Annotated in this window: 14 protein-coding genes; 6 read left to right on the forward strand and 8 right to left on the reverse strand. The window is 71.7% G+C overall.

Annotation, left to right across the window (positions count from 1 at the left end):
- Window positions 1-273: 273 nt before the first annotated feature.
- The 8 genes from HNR40_RS41640 to HNR40_RS41675 form a co-directional block, all read right to left on the reverse strand.
- Window positions 274-1020, reverse strand: a complete 747-nt coding sequence (locus HNR40_RS41640) for a leucine-rich repeat domain-containing protein (protein ID WP_312896718.1) — start codon at window positions 1018-1020, stop codon at window positions 274-276.
- 339 nt (window positions 1021-1359) lie between these two features.
- Window positions 1360-3729 (reverse strand): aerobic carbon-monoxide dehydrogenase large subunit, encoded by a 2370-nt coding sequence (gene cutA / locus HNR40_RS41645; protein ID WP_184971584.1) that lies wholly within the window; start codon window positions 3727-3729, stop codon window positions 1360-1362.
- A complete protein-coding gene (locus tag HNR40_RS41650; RefSeq protein WP_184971586.1) occupies window positions 3726-4205 on the reverse strand; it encodes a (2Fe-2S)-binding protein in 480 nt (159 codons plus the stop codon). The genes cutA and HNR40_RS41650 overlap by 4 nt, the downstream gene beginning before the upstream one ends.
- A complete protein-coding gene (locus tag HNR40_RS41655) occupies window positions 4202-5071 on the reverse strand; it encodes an FAD binding domain-containing protein (protein ID WP_184971588.1) in 870 nt (289 codons plus the stop codon). Before HNR40_RS41655 ends, HNR40_RS41650 begins: the two co-directional genes overlap by 4 nt.
- Window positions 5068-6423 carry a uracil-xanthine permease family protein gene (locus HNR40_RS41660; protein ID WP_184971589.1) on the reverse strand — a complete coding sequence of 452 codons (1356 nt, stop codon included), beginning with the start codon at window positions 6421-6423 and terminating at the stop codon, window positions 5068-5070. The genes HNR40_RS41655 and HNR40_RS41660 overlap by 4 nt, the downstream gene beginning before the upstream one ends.
- 150 nt (window positions 6424-6573) lie before the next feature.
- Window positions 6574-7881 carry a uracil-xanthine permease family protein gene (locus tag HNR40_RS41665; protein ID WP_184971591.1) on the reverse strand — a complete coding sequence of 436 codons (1308 nt, stop codon included), beginning with the start codon at window positions 7879-7881 and terminating at the stop codon, window positions 6574-6576.
- 87 nt (window positions 7882-7968) lie between these two features.
- Window positions 7969-8178 carry an RNA-binding S4 domain-containing protein gene (locus HNR40_RS41670; RefSeq protein ID WP_184971593.1) on the reverse strand — a complete coding sequence of 70 codons (210 nt, stop codon included), beginning with the start codon at window positions 8176-8178 and terminating at the stop codon, window positions 7969-7971.
- 11 nt (window positions 8179-8189) lie between these two features.
- On the reverse strand, window positions 8190-9803 hold the full coding sequence (locus HNR40_RS41675) for a PucR family transcriptional regulator (protein WP_184971595.1): 1614 nt from the start codon (window positions 9801-9803) through the stop codon (window positions 8190-8192).
- Window positions 9804-9933: 130 nt separating this feature from the next.
- On the opposite strand from HNR40_RS41675, the gene HNR40_RS41680 reads away from it, so the two are divergent.
- From HNR40_RS41680 to HNR40_RS41705, 6 genes are all read left to right on the forward strand, one after another.
- Window positions 9934-10809: an oxamate carbamoyltransferase subunit AllH family protein gene (locus HNR40_RS41680; RefSeq protein ID WP_184971597.1), complete on the forward strand. Its 876-nt coding sequence runs from the start codon at window positions 9934-9936 to the stop codon at window positions 10807-10809.
- The gene (locus HNR40_RS41685; protein WP_312896719.1) at window positions 10806-12116 is read left to right on the forward strand and encodes an AllF/FdrA family protein; all 1311 of its coding nucleotides are present in this window, start codon (window positions 10806-10808) and stop codon (window positions 12114-12116) included. The genes HNR40_RS41680 and HNR40_RS41685 overlap by 4 nt, the downstream gene beginning before the upstream one ends.
- On the forward strand, window positions 12113-13501 hold the full coding sequence (locus HNR40_RS41690; RefSeq protein WP_184971599.1) for a YlbE family protein: 1389 nt from the start codon (window positions 12113-12115) through the stop codon (window positions 13499-13501). Before HNR40_RS41685 ends, HNR40_RS41690 begins: the two co-directional genes overlap by 4 nt.
- A gap of 158 nt (window positions 13502-13659) precedes the next feature.
- Window positions 13660-16128 (forward strand): serine/threonine protein kinase, encoded by a 2469-nt coding sequence (locus HNR40_RS53945; RefSeq protein WP_221341484.1) that lies wholly within the window; start codon window positions 13660-13662, stop codon window positions 16126-16128.
- A 291-nt stretch (window positions 16129-16419) separates the two neighbouring features.
- A complete protein-coding gene (locus HNR40_RS41700; RefSeq protein ID WP_184971601.1) occupies window positions 16420-17235 on the forward strand; it encodes an MOSC domain-containing protein in 816 nt (271 codons plus the stop codon).
- A gap of 560 nt (window positions 17236-17795) precedes the next feature.
- Complete coding sequence (locus tag HNR40_RS41705; RefSeq protein ID WP_312896720.1) at window positions 17796-19145, forward strand: MFS transporter; 1350 nt, start codon at window positions 17796-17798, stop codon at window positions 19143-19145.
- Window positions 19146-19155 lie beyond the last annotated feature (10 nt).

The following is a 19155-nucleotide window of genomic DNA, read 5'->3' on the forward strand; positions in this document are numbered from 1 at the left end:
GGCGCGCGGGTGCAGGGCGCGCGGGTGCAGGGCGCGCGGGTGCAGGGCGCGCGGGTGCAGGGCGCGCGGGTGCAGGGCGCGCGGGTGCAGGGCGCGCGGGTGCAGGGCGCGGAAAGCGCAGGAGGAGCGCGACGCAGAGCGCGCGGGGTGCGAGGCGCGGGGTGCGGGGTAGGGGGCGCGGGGTGAGGGGTGAGGGGTGAGGGGTGAGGGGTGAGGGATGAGGGGTGAGGGGTGAAGGGTGAAGGGTGCGGGGTGCCGGGGGCGGGAGGGTGGTTAGCGGAGCACCATGCAGCCCGAGGACCGGAGGCGGTCGAGGATCGGGGGCTCGTCGGCCAGCTTGTTCCAGCGTAGATCCAGCTTGCGCAGGCCCAGTGGCAGCTCGTCCGGGAGGGTGCGTAGCCGGTTGTTGCGCAGGTCGAGTTCGAGCAGGCCGGACGGGAGGGCGGGCAATCGGGACAGCAGGTTGTTCCGCAGGTCGAGGTGGGTCAGTGCCGGCGGCAGAGGGGGCAGTTCGCGGAGCCGGTTCCCCTGAAGATGTAGTTCTCGCAGTCGGCTCAGGCGGGTGAGGGTGGCGGGCAGGGTTTCCAGGCGGTTGTTGTACAGGCGCAGTTCCACCAGCCCGGCCATGTCGCCGAGGGAGGCGGGCAACGACTCCAGGTGGTTGTCGGTCAGGTTGAGGTACGCCAGGCGGTCCAGCTTGCCCAGTTCCGCCGGTACCTGGGTGAGGCCGTTGTCGCTCAGGTACAGGTAGTCGGTGAGGTTGAGGTCGCCGATCGTGGCGGGCACGGAGGCGATCTGGTTGTGGCCGAGGTCGAGCATGCGTAGCGAGCCCAGCCTGCCGATCGCCGGGGAGATCTCGGTGAGCGCGTTCTCGGCCAGGTTGAGGGTCTCCAGGCCGGTCAGCTCCCACAGCGTGTCGGGGATGGAGGTGAGCCGGTTCCCGCCGACCGCCAGGTGCCTGAGGCCGCTGGGCAAACGTTCGGGGAGGGTGGTGATGGCGTTGCCGTACAGGAAAAGCACTTCAAGGTACGGCGGGCAAGAAGGCACCCGAGTCAGCAAATTTCCGTCAAGATGCAACTCCCGCAACCCGCTATATCCCGAAAAATCCGGAACATCCGCCACCCGGTTACCATCCAACACCAACACCGAAACCCCGGCAGGATCCGGCACAGCAGTCAGCCCACGCCAGGCGAGATCAACACGCATGCCGCAGGAGCCTAGCGGCTCCAGCCCCGGGCCCCACCGGCCCCGAACCAAGAGCGGGCCGACGTCGAGCCGGGGCCTACCGGCCCAGAAGCAAGAGTCGGGGCGGCGACGTAATGGCCCAGAAGCAAGAGCGGGCCGGCCCGGAAGCGGGACCTAGCGGTCCCCGGGAGCAGGACGCTCCCGCAGGTGGTACAGGTCAGACGGCGAGATGGGCATCCGGTCGATGTCGAACCCCTCAGCATCCTCCAGAGCCGAAGCGATCACCGCCGACACCGGAATCACCCCAGCCTCCCCCGCCCCCTTGATCCCCAAGGGGTTCAACGGCGAAGGCGTCTCCAGATGAGCCGTCTCGATCCGCGGAATCTCACTCGCATAGGGCATCAGAAAGTCCATGAACGAGGCGTTGAGCAGCTGCCCATCCGAGTCATAAGCCATCCGCTCATAAAGGGCGCCCCCAATCCCCTGGGCAACCCCACCATGCACCTGCCCCTCGACGATCATCGGATTGACCAGCCGCCCACAGTCATGCACCACCGCATAACGCAGAATCCGGATCTCCGCGGTGTCAGGATCGGTCTCCACGATCGCCGCGTGCATCCCCGCCGCGAAAGTAGACCGAAGCGGCGAGTAGAACCCCCGCCCCTCCAGCCCAGGCTCCTCCCCTTCGGCGACAGGCGGCCGATCCACCGGAGTAGCAGTGGCGAACTGCGTAGCTTTGGCAGTCTCGGCGTCAAAGGAGTACCGAAGCGGATTGGACAGCACGGCCACGGTGGACAGCGGGATCGACGCGGACGGCGAGCCGACCACGTGCACCAGCCCATCGGCGATGTCGAGATCGGCAGGATCGGCCTCCAGCGCCTCGGCCGCGATCCGCAACGCCTTCTCCCGCACCTTCCGGCAGGCCAGCGCGATGGCGTTGCCACTGACGACAGCGGCCCGGGAGGCGAAGGTACCCACCGCGTAGCCGAACCGGCGCGTGTCCCCGGTCACCACGGAGACCTGCGAGAGCGGCACCCCCAGCTCAGAGGCCGCGATCTGCGCGAACACCGTCTCGTGCCCCTGCCCCTGCGAGGTCAGCCCGGTGGAGACGTGCACCCGCCCGTCCGAGGTGATCTGCACGTGCCCGCCCTCGTACGGCCCCACCCCGGTCCCCTCGACGTAACAGGCCAGCCCGATGCCCCGATTCGGCGCACGCTCAAAGGAGTCCCACCCGATCAGCTCCTTGATCATGCGCAGCATCTCGGGATAGTTCCCGCTGTCGTAGACCAGAGGCCGCCCGTCCTGGAAGGTCATGCGCTGGTCGTAGGGAAACTCCGAGGGCCCGATGAAGTTGGCCGCGCGCACGTCGGCCCGGTCCGTGCCGAGATGCTGGGCGATCTTGTCCATCGTCCGTTCCATGCAGAAGACGGCCTGCGGCCGCCCCGCGCCCCGGTAAGGCGTGACCTGCACGGTGTTGGTGTAGATGGAGCTGAACTCGACCCGGTAAGACCCGATTTTGTACGGCCCGAGCAGCTGCGTGGACGTGACGATCGGCACGATGATCCCGTAAGGCGTGTACGCGCCGTGGTCGTGCAGGATCGTCACCTCCAGCCCCAGCACCCGCCCGGCGTCGTCGAACCCGACGCGCACGTACTGCACCTGTGCCCGCTCGTGCGCGCTGGCGACGAAGTGCTCGCGCCGGTCCTCGGCCCACTTGACCTCGCGCCCGAGCGTCATGGCCGCCCACGGCACCAGGACCTCCTCCGGCCACGGATGCACGATCTTGACGCCGAACCCGCCGCCCACGTCGGGCGCGATCACCTCGACCTGGGGCAGCGGCAGCCCGAGCTTCGCCGCGATCGCCATCCTGACGCTGGTGGAGGTCTGGGTGCTGGAGTAGACGCGCAGGTCGCGGCCGTCCCAGCGGGCGTACACACCGCGGCCCTCCAGCGGCATGCTGGCGCTGCGCTCGATGTCCAGCCGGAACGCGAGCGTGTGCGGCGAGGTCTCGATGCACTCCCTGGCGCTCGCGCCGCCGATCGAGGCGACCTCCTGGACGAGGTGGGCGCCCAGGTTGGCGGGCACGTCCTCGTGCACGAGCCGGGAGCCCTGCGCGGCCTCCTCCAGGCCCACGACCGGCTTGAGCGGCTCGTAGTCGACCTCGATCAGCGCGCAGACGTCCTCGGCCAGGTAGCGGTCGGTGGCCACGACCATGACGACGGGCTCGCCGACGTGCCGGACGGTCTCCTTGGCCAGGGGGTAGGCGGTGCGGCCGTGGGTGAGGGCCGGGTGCGGGATGAGCAGGGGAAGCGGCTCGGCCACCCGGGGCGGCAGGTCCTCCCAGGTGTAGATGGCGACCAGGCCCTCGACGTCGAGGGCCGCGGTGACGTCGATGTCGCGGATGCGGGCGTGCGCGTGCGGCGAGCGGACGAACGCGGCGGCCAGCGCCTCGCGACCCAGATCGTCCAGGTAGCGTCCCTGGCCGGTCAGCAGGCGCGCGTCCTCCACCCGCTGAACCGGCTCGCCGAACAACCGCGTGCTCACGACTCCTCCGCCATCAGGTCCGCCGCCCGGTGCACGGCTTTGATGATGTTCTGGTACCCGGTGCACCGGCACAGGTTGCCCGACACCCCTTCGACCACTTCCTCCTCGGTCGGCGCCGGGTTCTCCCTGAGCAGCGCCGTCACCGTGCACAGGAACCCCGGCGTGCAGAACCCGCACTGCAGCCCATGGCACTCCGCGAACGCCCGCTGCACCGCCGACATCCCGTCCGGCCCGGCCAGCCCCTCGACCGTGGTGATCTCCTGCCCGTCCACCGTGACCGCGAACGTCAGGCAGGACCGCACCGGCTCCCCGTCCAGCAGCACCGTGCAGCACCCGCACACGCCGTGCTCGCATCCGACGTGCGTCCCGGTCAGCCCGAGGTCGTGGCGCAGGCAGTCCGACAGCAGCCGCCGCGCCGGGACGCTCACCCGCCGCGCCACCCCGTTCACGACGAGCGTGATCTCGTGCCCGCTCAACCGCCCTCCCCCTCGCCGTCGTCACTGCCCGCGCTGCGGGCGGCCGCGCGCAGCGCCCGCTCGGTCAGGACCCCCAGCAGATGCCGCCGGTACTCGGCCGTCGCGTGGATGTCCGCCTCGGGCTCCGCCTCATCCTGTACGGCACGCGCCGCGGAAGCCCAGTCGGCGCCGTGCCCGGACACGTCCAACACGAGCGGCACCGGGCCGACCCCGATGCACGCCACCCGGGCCGCCGACACCCGCAGATCCTCGTCCAGGACGACCAGCGCGCACACGCCGGCCAGCGCGTAGTCGCCGTGCCTGCGGGCCACCTCGGCGAAGGCCGTCCCGGATCGCGCGCCGAGGGCGGGGAAGAACGCGGACACGGCCAGTTCGCCGGGCCGGATGGCCGCCTCCATCGGGCCGACGAAGAAGTCCCGCGCCGCCACCTCGCGCTCGGCGCCGCGGGCGGCCAGCCGTACCGAACCTCCGAGAAGGGCGAGGACGGCCGGCAGTTCCGCGGCCGGGTCGGCGTGCACGAGGCTGCCCACGACGGTGCCGCGGCTGCGGATGGCGGGGTGCGCGACGAGCCCCAGGGCCTGCCGCAGCAGCGGCTGGACCGCGGCGACCGGCGCGGAGCGGAAGATCTGCGCGTGCCTGGCCAGCGCGCCCACCCGCACCCCGCGCGCGGTGGTCTCGACGGCGGCCAGCGCGCTGACGCGGTTGATGTCGACGAGGTGCGCCGGGGCGGCCAGGCGCATGTTGAGCATGGGGATCAGGCTCTGGCCGCCGGCGAGCACCTTGCCCTCGGCCCCGGCCTCGGCCAGGGCGTCGAGGGCCGCGTCCACCTCGCGGGGCGCGTGGTACTCGAACGGGGCGGGCTTCACCCGGCGGTCTCCCTGATCTCGGCGGGCCGACCGGCGATCCATCTCAGCAGGTGGTAGCCGCCGACCACGACGATGGTGCCGAACGCGATGCCCTGCAGCCGGAACTCCTCGGTGATGATCTGCTCGACCGGGCCGATCGCCAGGATGATGCCGGCGCCGATGGGCACCATGTTCACGGGGTCGGCGAAGTCCACTCTGTTCTCCACCCAGATCTTGGCTCCGAGCAGGCCGATCATCCCATAGAGGATGACCGTGACGCCGCCCAGCACGCCGCCGGGCGTGGCGGCGACCAGCGCGCCGAACTTCGGGCACAGGCCGAACAGGATCGCGATGACGCCGGCGATGTAGTAGGCGGCGGTGGAGTAGACGCGGGTGGCGGCCATGACGCCGATGTTCTCGGCGTAGGTGGTGGTGGGCGAGCCGCCCACGGCGCTGGTCACGACGGTGCCGATGCCGTCGGCGGCGACGGCGCGGCCCACGTACGGGTCGACGTCGGTCTTGGTCATCTCGCCGACGGCCTTGACGTGGCCGATGTTCTCCGCGATCAGCGCGATGACGGCGGGCAGGACGAGCAGGACCGCGCCGAACCTGATGTCGGGCCCGTGGAAGCTCGGCAGCCCGATCCAGTCGGCCTGGGCGACGGAGGAGAGGTTGACCCTCGGGTGCGTGTCGATCTTGCCGGTGGCGGCGTTGAACGCGGTGACGTTGCCGAAGACCTTGTCCACGCCCCACGACAGCAGGAATCCGGCGACCAGGCCGACCAGGATGCCGATCCGGCCGATGAACCCCTTGAACGCCACGATCACCACGAACGTGATCGCCATCGTGACCAGGGCCATCCACTGGTCCTGCGGCCAGTAGACGTCGGCCACGACGAACGCGAGCCCGAACCCGATGAGCATGACGACGGCGCCGGTCACGACCGGCGGGAAGATGCGGTGGATGACCTGCACGCCGAGGAAGTGGATGGCCAGCCCCGCGAGGGCCAGCACGATCCCCGCCACCAGGATCGCGCCGGTGACGATGGCGTCGGCGGCCGGGGTGTCGCCGCCCATGAGCGCCCTGATGGCGATTACGCCGCCGACGAACGAGGCGCTGGTGCCCAGGTAGCTGGGCACCTTCCCCTTCACGATCAGCAGGAACAGGATGGTGGCGACGCCGGACATCATGATGGCGACGTTCGGATCCAGGCCCATCACGAGCGGGAAGACGAAGGTCGCGCCGAACATCGCGATCACGTGCTGGGCGCCGAACCCGACCATTCTCGGCCAGGTCAGGCGCTCGTCGGGCCTGACGACCTCGCCGGGAGCCAGGTGTTTTCCGTCGCCCTGTTTGGTCCAACCCAAAACCATGAGAGCCCCTTTTCTACCGGGCCGTCGGTTCGGTGGCCGCCCCGCAGGCTCCTCCGCGGCGGTTCCTCGCTTGTCGGGCACATTAGGCCCGATGTCACTGTCCTACACCGTCATGATCTGCCAAAGCTGGGCCGATGACCAGAGGCGCCGTTACCGGCGCACCGCCCTGAGCACGTGGTACCCCACCAGGAGGACGATCGTGCCGAGCGTGATGCCGCCGAGCGAGAAGGTCTGGGTGACGGGGAAGGCGACCGGGCCGATCGCGCAGATGATCCCGGCGCCGACCGGGACCATGTTGGCCGGCTCGGCGAGGTTCACCTTGTTCTCGATCCAGATCTTGGCGCCGAGCAGGCCGATCATGCCGTAGAGGATCGTGGTGACGCCGCCCAGCACGCCGCCGGGCGTGGCGGCGACCAGCGCGCCGAACTTCGGGCACAGGCCGAACAGGATCGCGATCACCGCGGCGATGTAGTAGGCGGCGGTGGAGTAGACGCGGGTGGCGGCCATGACGCCGATGTTCTCGGCGTACGTCGTGGTGGCAGAGCCGCCGACCGAGGTGGCGACCACGGTGCCGACGCCGTCGGCCATGACCGCGCGGCCCATGTACTTGTCGACGTCCGCGCCGGTCATCTCGCCGACGGCCTTGACGTGGCCGACGTTCTCCGCGATGAGCGCGATCACCACCGGGAGGCAGACCAGGATCGCGGAGACCTCGAAGACCGGCCCGTGCAGCTTGGGCAGGCCGATCCAGTCGGCCTGGGCGACGGCGTCCAGGTTGACGCGCAGGTGCTCGCTCACCTTCCCGTCCCCGCCGGGCGCGGTGATCGGCCCGCCGATCAGGTCCCAGGCCCACGACAGCACGAACCCGAACACCAGGCCGAGCAGCACCCCGATCCGGCCGAGGAACCCGCGCAGGACCCCGATGAACACGAACGAGGCCGCCATGGTCAGCAGCGCGACCCAGGGATCCTGGGGCCAGTAGACGTCCGCCGCCACGTACGCCATGCCGAACCCGATCAGCATGACCATGCCCCCGGTCACCACCGGCGGGAAGATCCGGTGGATGACCTGGACCCCCAGCAGGTGGATGGCCAGACCCGCCAGCGCCAGCACCACGCCGACCGCGAGCAGCGACCCGGTCACCGTGGCGCTGTCGCCGCCCACGGCCCTGATCGCGACCACCGCGCCCACGAACGAGGCGCTGGAGCCGACGTAGCTGGGCACCTTCCCCTGCACGATCAGCAGGAACAGGATCGTCGCGACGCCGGACATCATCACGGCCAGGTTCGCGTCCAGGCCCATGACCAGCGGGAACACGAACGTCGCGCCGAACATGGCGATCACGTGCTGGGCGCCGAACCCGATCATCCTGGGCCAGGTCAGCCGCTCGTCCGGCTTGACCACCTCACCCGGCGCGAGCCGCTTCCCGTCGCCGTGCAGCTTCCACCCGAACGCCATCTTGCCTGCCCTTGCCTCTTACCAGCGGAGATGTCTCCTATTTGATGTCGGAGAGCACAATAGAGGCAGGAGTGACACGCGTGGTCGTCAGGCCACGTGAATGGTGAAGCCGTCTCCGGCGACCACCTGGCCGGAGCGGATCTTGCGGGTCTTGCGGAGCTCGACCTCCCCGTCGACGTAGACCATGCCCTCGGCGATGAGGTGCTTGGCCATGCCGCCCGTGTCGGTGACGCCGCAGTACTTCAGCAGGTCGCACAGCGGGATGAAGTCAGAGTTCAGCTCGAAGTCCAGGTCCACAACGGCACAGCTTAGATGCCCCGCATCCGCAGTACGTGCAGGGCCAGCGTGAGGTTGAGCCGCAGGTGGTGGTCCTCGGTGAAGTTGCCGAGCATGCGCTCCAGCTTCCCGATCCGGTAGCGCAGCGTGTTGTAGTGGAAGTGCAGCCTGCGCGCGGTCTCGGCGACGTTGAGGTTCGTCTCCAGCAGGACCTGCAGGGTACGCCGCAGGTCGCCGTTCTCCGCGTCGTCGTCGCCGGCCAGCGGGCCCAGGGTCTCGCGGACGAAGGCGTGCAGTTCGTCGGTGTCGTTGACCAGCGACAGCAGCCGGTAAACGCCGAGCTGGTCGAACTGGGCGACCGCGCCGGGCCCGTGGAGCTGGCGGCCGACCCTGGCCGCCTTCAGCGCCTGGGAGTAGGCCTCGGGCAGGGTCGCCGGGGCGGTGCAGCGGCGGGAGGTGCCGGTCGAGAACGTGGCGGGCAGGGCGTCGGCCAGGGCGGCCGCGGCGTCCTTGGCCACCCGGGAGGCGTCCAGGGCGGCGTCGACGACGGCGACGACCTCGTGGGAGAAGCCGGCGACCGCGCCGCGCGGGTCGTGCCTGCGCACGGCGGCGGTCCAGCCGTTGACCATGCGGTCCTGGGCGCTGCGCTCGTCGCCGTCGGGGTCCAGCTCGGCCACCAGGACGGTCACCGGCCGTTCCAGGTCCCAGCCGAAGGCGCGGGCCCGCGCGCTGATGCGTTCGGCGCCGCCGGCCCGGCCGGTGAGGACGTCGCGCAGGAAGTCGGCGCGGTACTTGCTCTCGACCGCGTTGACCGCCTCCTGCCGGGTGACGACCAGGGCGGCGACGGTGGCGGTGCGTTCGAGTATGCCGATGTCGCTGTCGTGGATCGCGCCGGTCGGGCTGTAGGCGATGATCCGGCCGTGGTGGTGGCCGCCGGCGACCACGGGGACCGAGGCGAGGGTACGGCCGGCCGTACCGGGGAGATCGGCGGGCGCCGAAGGCGGCGGCCCTTCGCGCGCGATCGACTCGCGTAACGCCGACACGTGGTCGGCGGGCCCGGCGGCGGCGAGCACCCGGCCGCTGCCGTCGACGGCGGCCACCGCGACGTCGAGCAGCGCGGCCACCTCGGCGGTCACCTCGTTGAGCCCGCCCCCGGCCAGCACCACCTGCACCAGCGCCCGGTGCGCCTCCTCGGCGCGGGCGAGCACGGCTGCCTGCCGGTTGAGGATGTCGGTGAGGACCTGGTTGAGGATGTCGTCGAAGCCGACGTCGTTCGGCAGGATGATCAGCGGGAAGCCCAGCCGGTCGGCCTGCTCGACCATCTCCCCGGGCAGTTCGTCCACGTAGCGCCCGAGCTTGATGGCCAGCGCGGCCAGCCCGCGCTCGTCGAGGTCGGCGACGAGCCGGCCGAGCGACTGCGGCGTGTTGCGCAGCGGGTAGCCGGTGGTGAGCAGCAGTTCGTGCGGCTTCACCCAGGCCAGGATGTCGGGCACCTCCATGACGTTGAGGCGCTGCACGATGCGGCCGAGCCCGCTCTCGCCGGCGATCAGGCGGGCGTCGGCGAGGGTCGAGACGCCCAGCACCTCCCCGACGGATACGCCGTGGATGATCGTGCCCGTGCTGGCCAGGCGTACGGGGGGCTCCATGTGGTGATTGTGACCCCAGAAGCGGTCTGTCAGGAAGAGCCAACCTTCTCCGTCACTGTTGGCAAATTTCTCCGTACGGGGTGTCGTGGGGCCGTTCTACGGTCAGGTCCAAGGTCGGAAGGGAGGCCCGGTGACGGTCAGTACACATCCCAGGCGCGCCCGCACCCATGTGACCGGTGCGGCCAGCGCCGCCGTGCGCCCGGTCCTGGAGTCGCCGCGACGCCGCGCCCGCGTGCTCGCCGCATTCCCGACCGGCATCTACCTGGAGGTCAGGACCGATCTGGAACCGTCGGTGATCGCGATCATCACCGGCGAGGCGACCCGCCTGCCCAACTCGGTCCTGCTCGCCGCCGACCTGCCGCACGTCACGGTGGGTGACGACGCGTCGGTGGGCGAGGGCACGATCGAGCTCGGCCGCCTCAGCCTGCGCGCCCGCCGCTGGTGGGACCCCGCCCCGCCGCTCGCTCCCGTCGATCCGGTACGGCTGGCCGTATCCCTGGATCCGGTACGCCCGGCACCCGGCCTGGCCGGTCACCAGGCGATAGAACTGCTGGCCGAATCCTGCGCCCGCGGCTGGCTGCTCGGCGTCGTGACCGCAGCCGAGCAACTGGTGGGCCTCGGCCCCGGACTCACCCCGAGCGGAGACGACGTCCTGGCCGGGCTGCTGGTGACCCTGCGCCACCTGGGCAAGTCCGCCGGGGTGGAGCGGGCCGTCTGGCTGGCCGACTGGCTGGCCGCGACCGTGACCTACGACGCCCGCACCAGGACCACGCCGATCTCCGCGACGCTCCTGCACTGCGCCGCCCGCGGCGAGTCGTGCCCGGAGGTGACCGGGGTCCTGCGCGCGCTGACCGGCCGCGGCGCGCTGGAACCGGCCGTGTCCCGGCTCTGCCGTCTGGGCCATACCTCGGGCGCCGACCTGGCCCAGGGCGTCGGGATCGGGCTGGCGACCATCCGCGCGCTGGCCGCCGCCCCGGTGCCGCCCGCGCTGGCGGGTGCCAGGTGAGCACGGACGAGGTGGTCCTGCGCAAGGGCGTCTACCGCGACTCCGTCACGCTGATGCGGATCAGCAAGACCCTGTCCGACCTGGACGGCGTCGAGGTGGCCGTGGTCGCCATGGCCACGCCGCTCAACCTCGACCTGGCCCGCGACCTGGGCTTCGAGCTGCCCGCCGCCGACCCGGCCGACCTGCTGGTGGCGGTCAGGGGCGAGCGGGCCGAGGCCGCCCACGCCGAGCTCGACGCCCTGCTGTCCGCGAACGCCCCGCTCGCCGCCGCCTCCGACAGCGAGCAGCCGCCGCTCACCACCCGGTCGGCCGCCCGCCGTACGGAGGCCGGGGTGGTGCTGGTGTCGGTGCCGGGCGAGCACGCGTACGCGGAGGCGGTGGACGCGGTCGAGGCGGGGCTGTCCGTCATGGTGTTCAGCGACGGCGTGCCCGTCGAGCAGGAGATCGCGCTGAAGGACCTGGCCGCGGAGAAGGGCGTGCTGGTCATGGGGCCCGACTGCGGCACCGCGGTGATCTCCGGGGTGGGCCTGGGCTTCGCGAACGTCCTGCGGCCCGGTCCGGTGGGCATCGTGGCCGCCTCTGGCACCGGCGCGCAGCAGCTGTCGTGCCTGCTGGACCTGGCCGGGGTCGGCGTCAGCCACGTGCTGGGCGTCGGCGGGCGGGACCTGTCTCCCGAGGTCGGCGGGCGCTCGGCCAACCGGGCGATCGCGATGCTGGACGAGGATCCGGCCACCGAGCTGATCGTGCTGGTGTCCAAGCAGCCGCCGGTACGGCCGGCCGTACCGGCGAAGAGGTTCGTGGAGGCGTCGGCGGATCTGACGGCCACGGCCGAACACGTCCTCAAGGAGCTGGGGCGGCCCGTGCCCGAGTGGCCGGCCTGGCCCGCGTGGGCGGGCAGGACGGTCACCGGCGCGCTGCGCGGCATCTACTCGGGCGGGACGCTCTGCGCCGAGGCCGGGGGCGTGGCCGGGACCGGCACGTTCGTCGACTACGGCGACGACGCCTACACGCGGGGCCGGCCGCACCCGATGATCGACCCGACGTTGCGGCTGGAGGCGCTGGCCGCGGTCGCGGAGGGGGACGTGGTGCTGATGGACGTCGTGCTCGGCCACGGGGCCGACCCCGATCCGGCCGCCTCCTACGCGCACGCGATCGCCCGCTGCCCCGCCACGGTCGTCGTGGCGCTGATCGGCAGCGCGGGCGACCCGCAGGACCTGCACCGCCAGGCCGCCGCCTTCCGCGAGGCCGGCGCCGCCGTCTTCACCTCCAACGCCCAAGCCGCCCGGCACGCCAGGAGCCTGCTGTGAGCCTTCTGTCCGGCCCGCCACGGGTGATCACGGTCGGCGCCGAGCTGCTGGGCGAGGCGCTGGACGCGCAGGCGGTGCCGCGGACCGCTGTCGCGTGGCGGCCGCCGCTGCCGGGCACCGCCGGCGCGCTGACGCGGGTGCTGCTCGATCCGCGCCGCGCCGCCGCCAACGAGCGGGCCGTGCGCCGCCTGACCGCCGCCCGCCCCCATCTGGCCGGGGTACGGCGGGCCGCCGAGGCGCTCGACCTCCCGCCCCGCACGTTCCTGCACGCGGGCCCGCCCATCACCTGGGACCGGGCCTCGGGACCGATGCGCGGCGCCCTGATCGGCGCGACCCTGCTGGAAGGCTGGGCCGCCGACGAACGCGAGGCCAACGATCTGCTGGCCGACGGCCGGATCGCGCTCGAACCCTGCCACCACCACCGCGCGGTCGGCCCGATGGCCGGCGTGGTCAGCCCGTCGATGTGGATGTTCGAGGTACGCGACGAGGAGCACGGCGGCGCCGCGTACTGCTCGCTCAACGAGGGCCTCGGCAAGGTCCTGCGCTACGGCGCCTACGGCCCCGAGGTGCTCGACCGGCTGCGCTGGATGGACGCGGTGCTGGGCCCGGCGCTGGCGGCGGCGCTGCGGGTGAGCGGGCCGATCGACCTGGGCGCGCTGATCGCCCAGGCGCTGCAGATGGGCGACGAGCTCCACAACCGCAACCGCGCCGCCACGTCACTCCTGCTGCGTGAGCTGGCCCCGGCACTGGTCGAGGCGGCCCCCGGCACGGCGGCCGAGGTGCTGCGCTTCGCCGGCGGCAACGACCACTTCTTCCTCAACGCGGCGATGGCCGCCGCCAAGGCCGGCACGGACGCGGCGCGCGACATCCCCGGCTCTTCGCTGGTGGTGGCGATGGCGCGCAACGGCACCGACTTCGGGGTGCAGGTCTCGGGGCTGGGCTCGCAGTGGTTCACCGGTCCCGCCGGGGTGCCCGACGGTCTCTATCTCGGCGCGTACGGCCCCGCCGACGCCAACCCGGACATCGGCGACTCGACGATCACCGAGACCGCGGGCCTGGGCGGCTTCGCGATGGCGGCGGCCCCGGCGATCGTGCGCTTCGTCGGCGGCGAGGTGGGGGACGCGGTGGCGGCCACCCGGTCCATGTACGAGATCACGCTGGCCGAGCATCCCGCCTACCAGATCCCGGGTCTGGGGTTCCGCGGGACGCCGGTGGGCATCGACGTCACGCTCGTGGCGCGGACCGGTGTGCTGCCGGTGGTCAACACCGGGATCGCGGGCCGCGTGGCCGGGACGGGGCAGGTCGGCGCGGGGCTGGTGAGCCCTCCGGCTGAGGCGTTCACCAAAGCGCTGGCGGCATTGACCAAGCGGGCCGCAATTCAGTAAGTGATCCATTCAAATAACACGTTTTACCAGGTCAGCCAGCCTTTTAGAGTGATATATCAGCGTTCAACTTCCGTTCGTCAATCAACTGCCTATATCGTGTCGAACCTCATAATCTAGAAGTATCGTGTTACCGATGAGGCTGGAGATGGGGGCGGGAGATGTCAGCCGACCGCGTGCTCAGCGGGCCAGGCGCCGAGGGCGTTCCGCAGAGCCAGGGCCGACTGATCGGCCGGCGCTACCGTCTGATGTCGCCTGTCGGACGCGGCGGCATGGGCATGGTGTGGCACGCCCATGACGTGCTGCTCGACCGCGCCGTCGCCGTCAAGGAGCTGATCCTCCCCTACGGGCTCGACCACTCCGGCGCCCAGGTCGCCAACCGCCGCATGCTGCGCGAGGCCCGCTCCGCCGCGCGCCTCACCCACCCCGGCATCGTCACCGTCCACGACGTCGTCGAAGAGGACGGGCGGCCGTGGATCGTCATGGAACTCGTCCGCGCCTGGTCACTTGAGCAGGCCGTACGGCAGAGCGGCCCCCTGCCCGTCATCCAGGCCGCCGAGATCGGCATCCGGGTCCTCGACGCGCTGCGGCACGCGCACGCCGCCGGAATCCTGCACCGCGACGTCAAACCCGGCAACGTACTGCTGACCTCCGACCGGGTCGTGCTGACCGACTTCGGCATCGCCGCCATCGAAGGCGACGTCACCATCACCCAGACCGGGCTGCTCATGGGCTCGCCCGCCTACATCCCGCCGGAGCGGCTGTCCGGCCAGCCCATCACGCAGGCGGCCGACCTGTGGTCGTTCGGCGCCACACTGTACGCCGCCGTCGAGGGCCGCCCGCCGTACGAGGGGCCCGACGCCATCGCCGTACTCGGCGCCGTCCTCACCCAGGACCCGATCAGACCCCAGCGGGCCGGAGCCCTGCTCGGCGTCATCGAGGGCCTCCTGCGCAAGAACCCCGCCGAGCGCATGGCCGCCGCCCAGGTCGCCGAGCAGCTCGAGAAGGTCCTGCACGCCCACGGCTCCCGGCCGCCGCGCGGCCCCGAGACCAGCCGCCTGCCCACCCAGGCGGACCCGACACCGGTCGGGCTGCTGCCTCCGCTGGAACCGCCGTCGGGGCCGATGCCTTCGCGGATCGTGGAGACGCCTTCCGGGCCGGTACGCGTGCCGTACGACCCGCTGAAGAGCCCGTCCGGCGGCTACGTCATGCCGTACGACGGCCTCGCCAGCCCGTCCGGCAGCCACAACACCCAGCAGATCCAGCAGCCCGGCACCTCCTTCGACGCCTTCACCAGCCACTCCGGCCCGCTCCCCGCAGGCGGCTACGACTCCCTGGCGGGCACCCAGGACCCCCTCCCCCCGCTCCCCCTCGCCACCCCCGGCCCCCACCCCCAGCCAACCCGCCCACCCCTACCCGGCCACCTATCGCAGACCGGCCACCCGCCATCGCCCGGCCACCTATCCCAGACCGGCCACCCGCCCCAGACCGGCCACGCACCCTTGACCGGCCACCCACAGCCGGGGGGGCAGTCACCGTCGGGCGCCCACGACCTGCGGTCACCATCGGGCCCGCACGACCTCCGCTCCCCCTCCAGCCCCCACGACCCCTTTGCCGCGCAACCCCAGCCCGACGCGCACGATTTCCGCTCGCCCTCCGGACCCCACGACCTGCGCTCGCCCTCCGGGCCGCACGCGTTCTCGGGGCCGCAGTCGTCGTCCGGGTCGCATGACCTGCGCTCGCCGTCAGGTGGCGTGTCCTCGCCTGTGGGGCCGCCCTCGCTGGAGTCGGCGTCGGGGCCCGGGATCGTGCAGCCGACGTTCGGAGGTGTGTCGGGGCCTCAGCCGATCCTGCCGCTGACCAGCGACGTCCGCAGCGCGCCCTGGCCGCTGGCCTCGGCGGACGACCTGCGCGAACAGTCCAGGGACCTGTCCCGCGGCCTCGGCGCGAGCCGTACCTCGAAAGCGCCGGAACGACTGACCAGGAGCCGCAGACGCCCCGCCGACGACGGTTCCGGCTGGATGCGCGACGGCCGCCCCACCCCGCGCCTCATCATCACCGCCCTGACCGGCGTGGGCGCGGTGGCGGTGGCGATCTGGCTCCTGACCTCGGGCGGCACCTCCACCCCGCCAACGGCCGCGAGCACCGCACCGTCATCGTCGTCGAGCACGGCGCCCGAGCCATCAGTGGCAACCGTCCCCGACGGCTACAGGGAACACACCGCGGCCGGCTTCACCGCGGCCCTGCCCGACACATGGAAGGCCGCCACGGCCGACGGCGCCGCCACGTTCACCGGCCCCAAGGACTCGGGCATGAAGATCACCGTCCAGCAGACGGCCCCGCAGCCGGACGGCGGCGTGGCCGAACTGTCCAAGGAGGAGGCGGACGGCGGCGTAGAGGGCTACATCCAGGTACAGCTCCAGGCCCTGGAGTGGCGCGGCTGGAAGTCGGCCGACTGGGAGTACACCTACGCGCTGGAGAACGGCGTCCCCATGCACGCCCTGACCCGCTTCGTCAGCATCGACGATGCCGCCGCCTACAAAATCACCTTCGCCATCCCCGAACTCAAGTGGGACGACCAAACCGAAACCCGCAACACCTTCCTCAGCACCTTCCGCCCCGCCACCTAACCCCGGCCCCGACACCCAGGCACCCCGTCACGCCCCTCCCGGCACTGCCCCGGCCAGCACCGTGCGCCCGCCCACACCCTGCGTCCTCTGGCGCGAACCGCTACGGCGTCCAACCAGAGGCGGGCCGGACACCTAGGCGGGCTCCATGCGCCCGACCAGCCCCGCAGCCCCCGCCGGGAGCCGGACCGGGGATGTGGTCCGTCCGGAGGCGTGGGCGGGTTGGTGGCGGCTTTCGGTCCTGGGTTTCGATGCGCGTACCGGGAAAGGAACGGCGGCCTGTACGGTGCGGGCATGAGGGTGCACGCGCTTCATGTCTATCCGATCAAGTCCACCCAGGGACACGACCTCGACAGCGCCGAGGTGGAGCCGTGGGGGCTGGCCGACGATCGGCGGTACCTGGTGGTGGACGAGCGTGGTGAGATGATCACCGCTCGCCAGCTCCCGAGGCTGCTGGCCTGCCGGGCCGAGGTAGCGGGCGGCACGCTGACGCTGACGGGCCCGCACGCCGATCCTCTCCTGGTACGGCCGGCCGCGGCGATGACCGGTATCACCATCGGCCGCACCGTAGTGGAGCTGCGCGACTGCGGCGACGAGGCGGCCGCCTGGCTGTCGGCGCTGCTGGACCGCCCGGCCCGCCTGAAGTGGCTCGACGACCCGACCCGCCGCCCCATCAACCCCGAGTACAGCAGGCCGGACGACCGGGTCAGCCTGGCCGACGGCTACCCACTGCACCTCACCACCACGACCTCCCTCGCCCAGCTGAACGACTGGATCGCCGAAACCGCCATCGAACGCGGCGAAAACTTGCCGGACCCGCTCCCGATGCGCCGCTTCCGTCCGAACGTGGTGGTGGACGGGGTGACAAAACCGTTCGCCGAAGACCACTGGAAGCGAGTACGCATCGGCGACCTGGACTTCCGCGTCACCAAGGGCTGCGACCGATGCGTCCTGACCACCATCGACCCCACCACCTACACCAAGGGCAAGGAACCCATCCGCACCCTCTCCAAGCACCGCAGGTGGGACGGCAAGGTCTGGTTCGGCATCAACCTCATCCCCGACACCCCCGGCCACATCACCCTGGGCGACCCAGTCACCCCCCTGTAGCCACACCCCCACAAACCCACCAACATCCCACCCAAGAACCCACCTCGCCCGCGAAGTAGCCCCACAACCCACACAAGCCCACGCGCCACACAACCCCACGCGCCACACAACCCCACGAGTCTCACGAACACACAAGCGCACGAGCCCGCGAGCGGGCCGGTGGGCGGAGCAGAGCGGGCGGCCGGCGCGAGCGCACGAGCGGGCAGAGCGCAGCGGGAGGACAGCCCGAGCGAAGCAGCCCGAGCGAAGCAGCCCGAGCGAAGCAGCCCGAGCGAAGCAGCCCGAGCGAAGCGCGGACGGACGGGCGGGCCGAGCGGGCGGACGGGCTGAGCGCGGACGGGTGATGAGGCGGAGTGCGCGAGAGGGCGGAGTGGGCGGGCGGGTTCTGGGATGCTCGTGGGTCGTCTAGACGACGGCTGGTTGGCTGATCCCGCCCAGTAGGGGCCCTTGCCCGCAAAGCCGTCCATCGGGACGTCATGGCCGGTCGTCCACCGATCCCCCACACCCGCCCCACCTAGACCGTAAATGGCAGCTTTCCGGTGGTATGGGACACTTCACCGGTGACCGATACCCCAACAAAGCGCGACATTTCATCGCCCGCCGATGTCCGCGGCATCCAGCGGCGTACCCTCGCCGTCCTGTCGATCGCCCAGATCGTCGGCGGCGTCGGTGTGGCTGTGGGCCTCGCGCTGAGTTCCGTGGTGGTCGATCAGCTCTCGGGGTCCACGGTCATCAGCGGGCTGGCCGGTACCGCCACCGTCCTCGGCGCCGCCCTGCTCGCCCTCCCCATCGCCAGAACCGCCGCCAGGAGCGGCCGCCGCGCCGGACTCTCGCTCGCCTACGTCGCCGCCACCGCCGGGTGCGCGATCTCCGTGCTGGCGATCACCATCACGTCCTGGCCGCTCCTGCTCGTCGGCCTCGTGCTGGTGGGCGGTGGCAGCGCGGGCAACCTGGCCGCCCGCTACTCAGCCACCGACCTGTCGCCCAAGGGTCACGCCGCCCGCCACCTGTCGCTCGTGGTCTGGATGGCCACCGTCGGCTCCGTCGCGGGCCCGAACCTGGCAAAGCCCGCCGACCACGTCGGCATGTCCGCCGGTCTGGTCGCGAACGCCGGTCCCTTCGCGTTCTCCGCCCTGGCCTTCGGGCTCGCGTGGCTGGTCGTGGCGGCCGGCCTCCGCCCCGACCCACTCAAACTGGCCCGCTCACTGGCCGACCCGTCCGAGCCGGGCGAACCGGGCGCACGGGGCGAGGCGGCCGCGCAGGGCAGACCGGGCACGCAAATCAGGCCGGGCGTGCCGGGCAAACCGGACGCAGCGCCTGCCGTACGGGACAGGGCGTTGCGGGACGGCTGGCGCACTCTGCGTACCACCCCCATGGCCAGGCGCGCGCTGGTGATGATCGCGATCAGCCACACCGCGATGGTGTCGGTCATGTCGATGACGCCGGTGAAGCTGCACCACGACGGCTCCAGCCTCGACGTCATCGGCCTGGTGATCAGCCTGCACATCGCCGGCATGTACGTGCTGTCGCCGGTCGTCGGCTGGCTGGCGGACAAGGCGGGCCGGGTGCCGGTGCTCATCCTGGGCATGTCGCTCCTGCTCGCCTCCGCCGTGCTGGCCGGGACCGCGCAGCACAGCGTCTGGCAGGTCACCACCGGCCTGGTCCTGCTGGGTCTGGGCTGGTCGTGCGGGCTGGTGGCGGGTTCGGCGCTGGTGACGGAGTCGGTGCCGCTGGACCGCCGCCCGGCCGTGCAGGGGCTGTCCGACCTGATCATGAACGTCTGCGGCGCCACGGGCACGGTCGTCGCGGGCGCCATCGTGGGTGTTCTGTCCTACGGCATCCTGGGCCTGGTCGTCGGCGTCATGGTCACCGCGGCCGGGATCTGGCTCTACCTGACGACCCGCCGCTGACGACGCGGGC

Origin of the sequence: Nonomuraea endophytica (assembly GCF_014203235.1) — a bacterium.
Lineage (GTDB): Bacteria > Actinomycetota > Actinomycetes > Streptosporangiales > Streptosporangiaceae > Nonomuraea > Nonomuraea endophytica.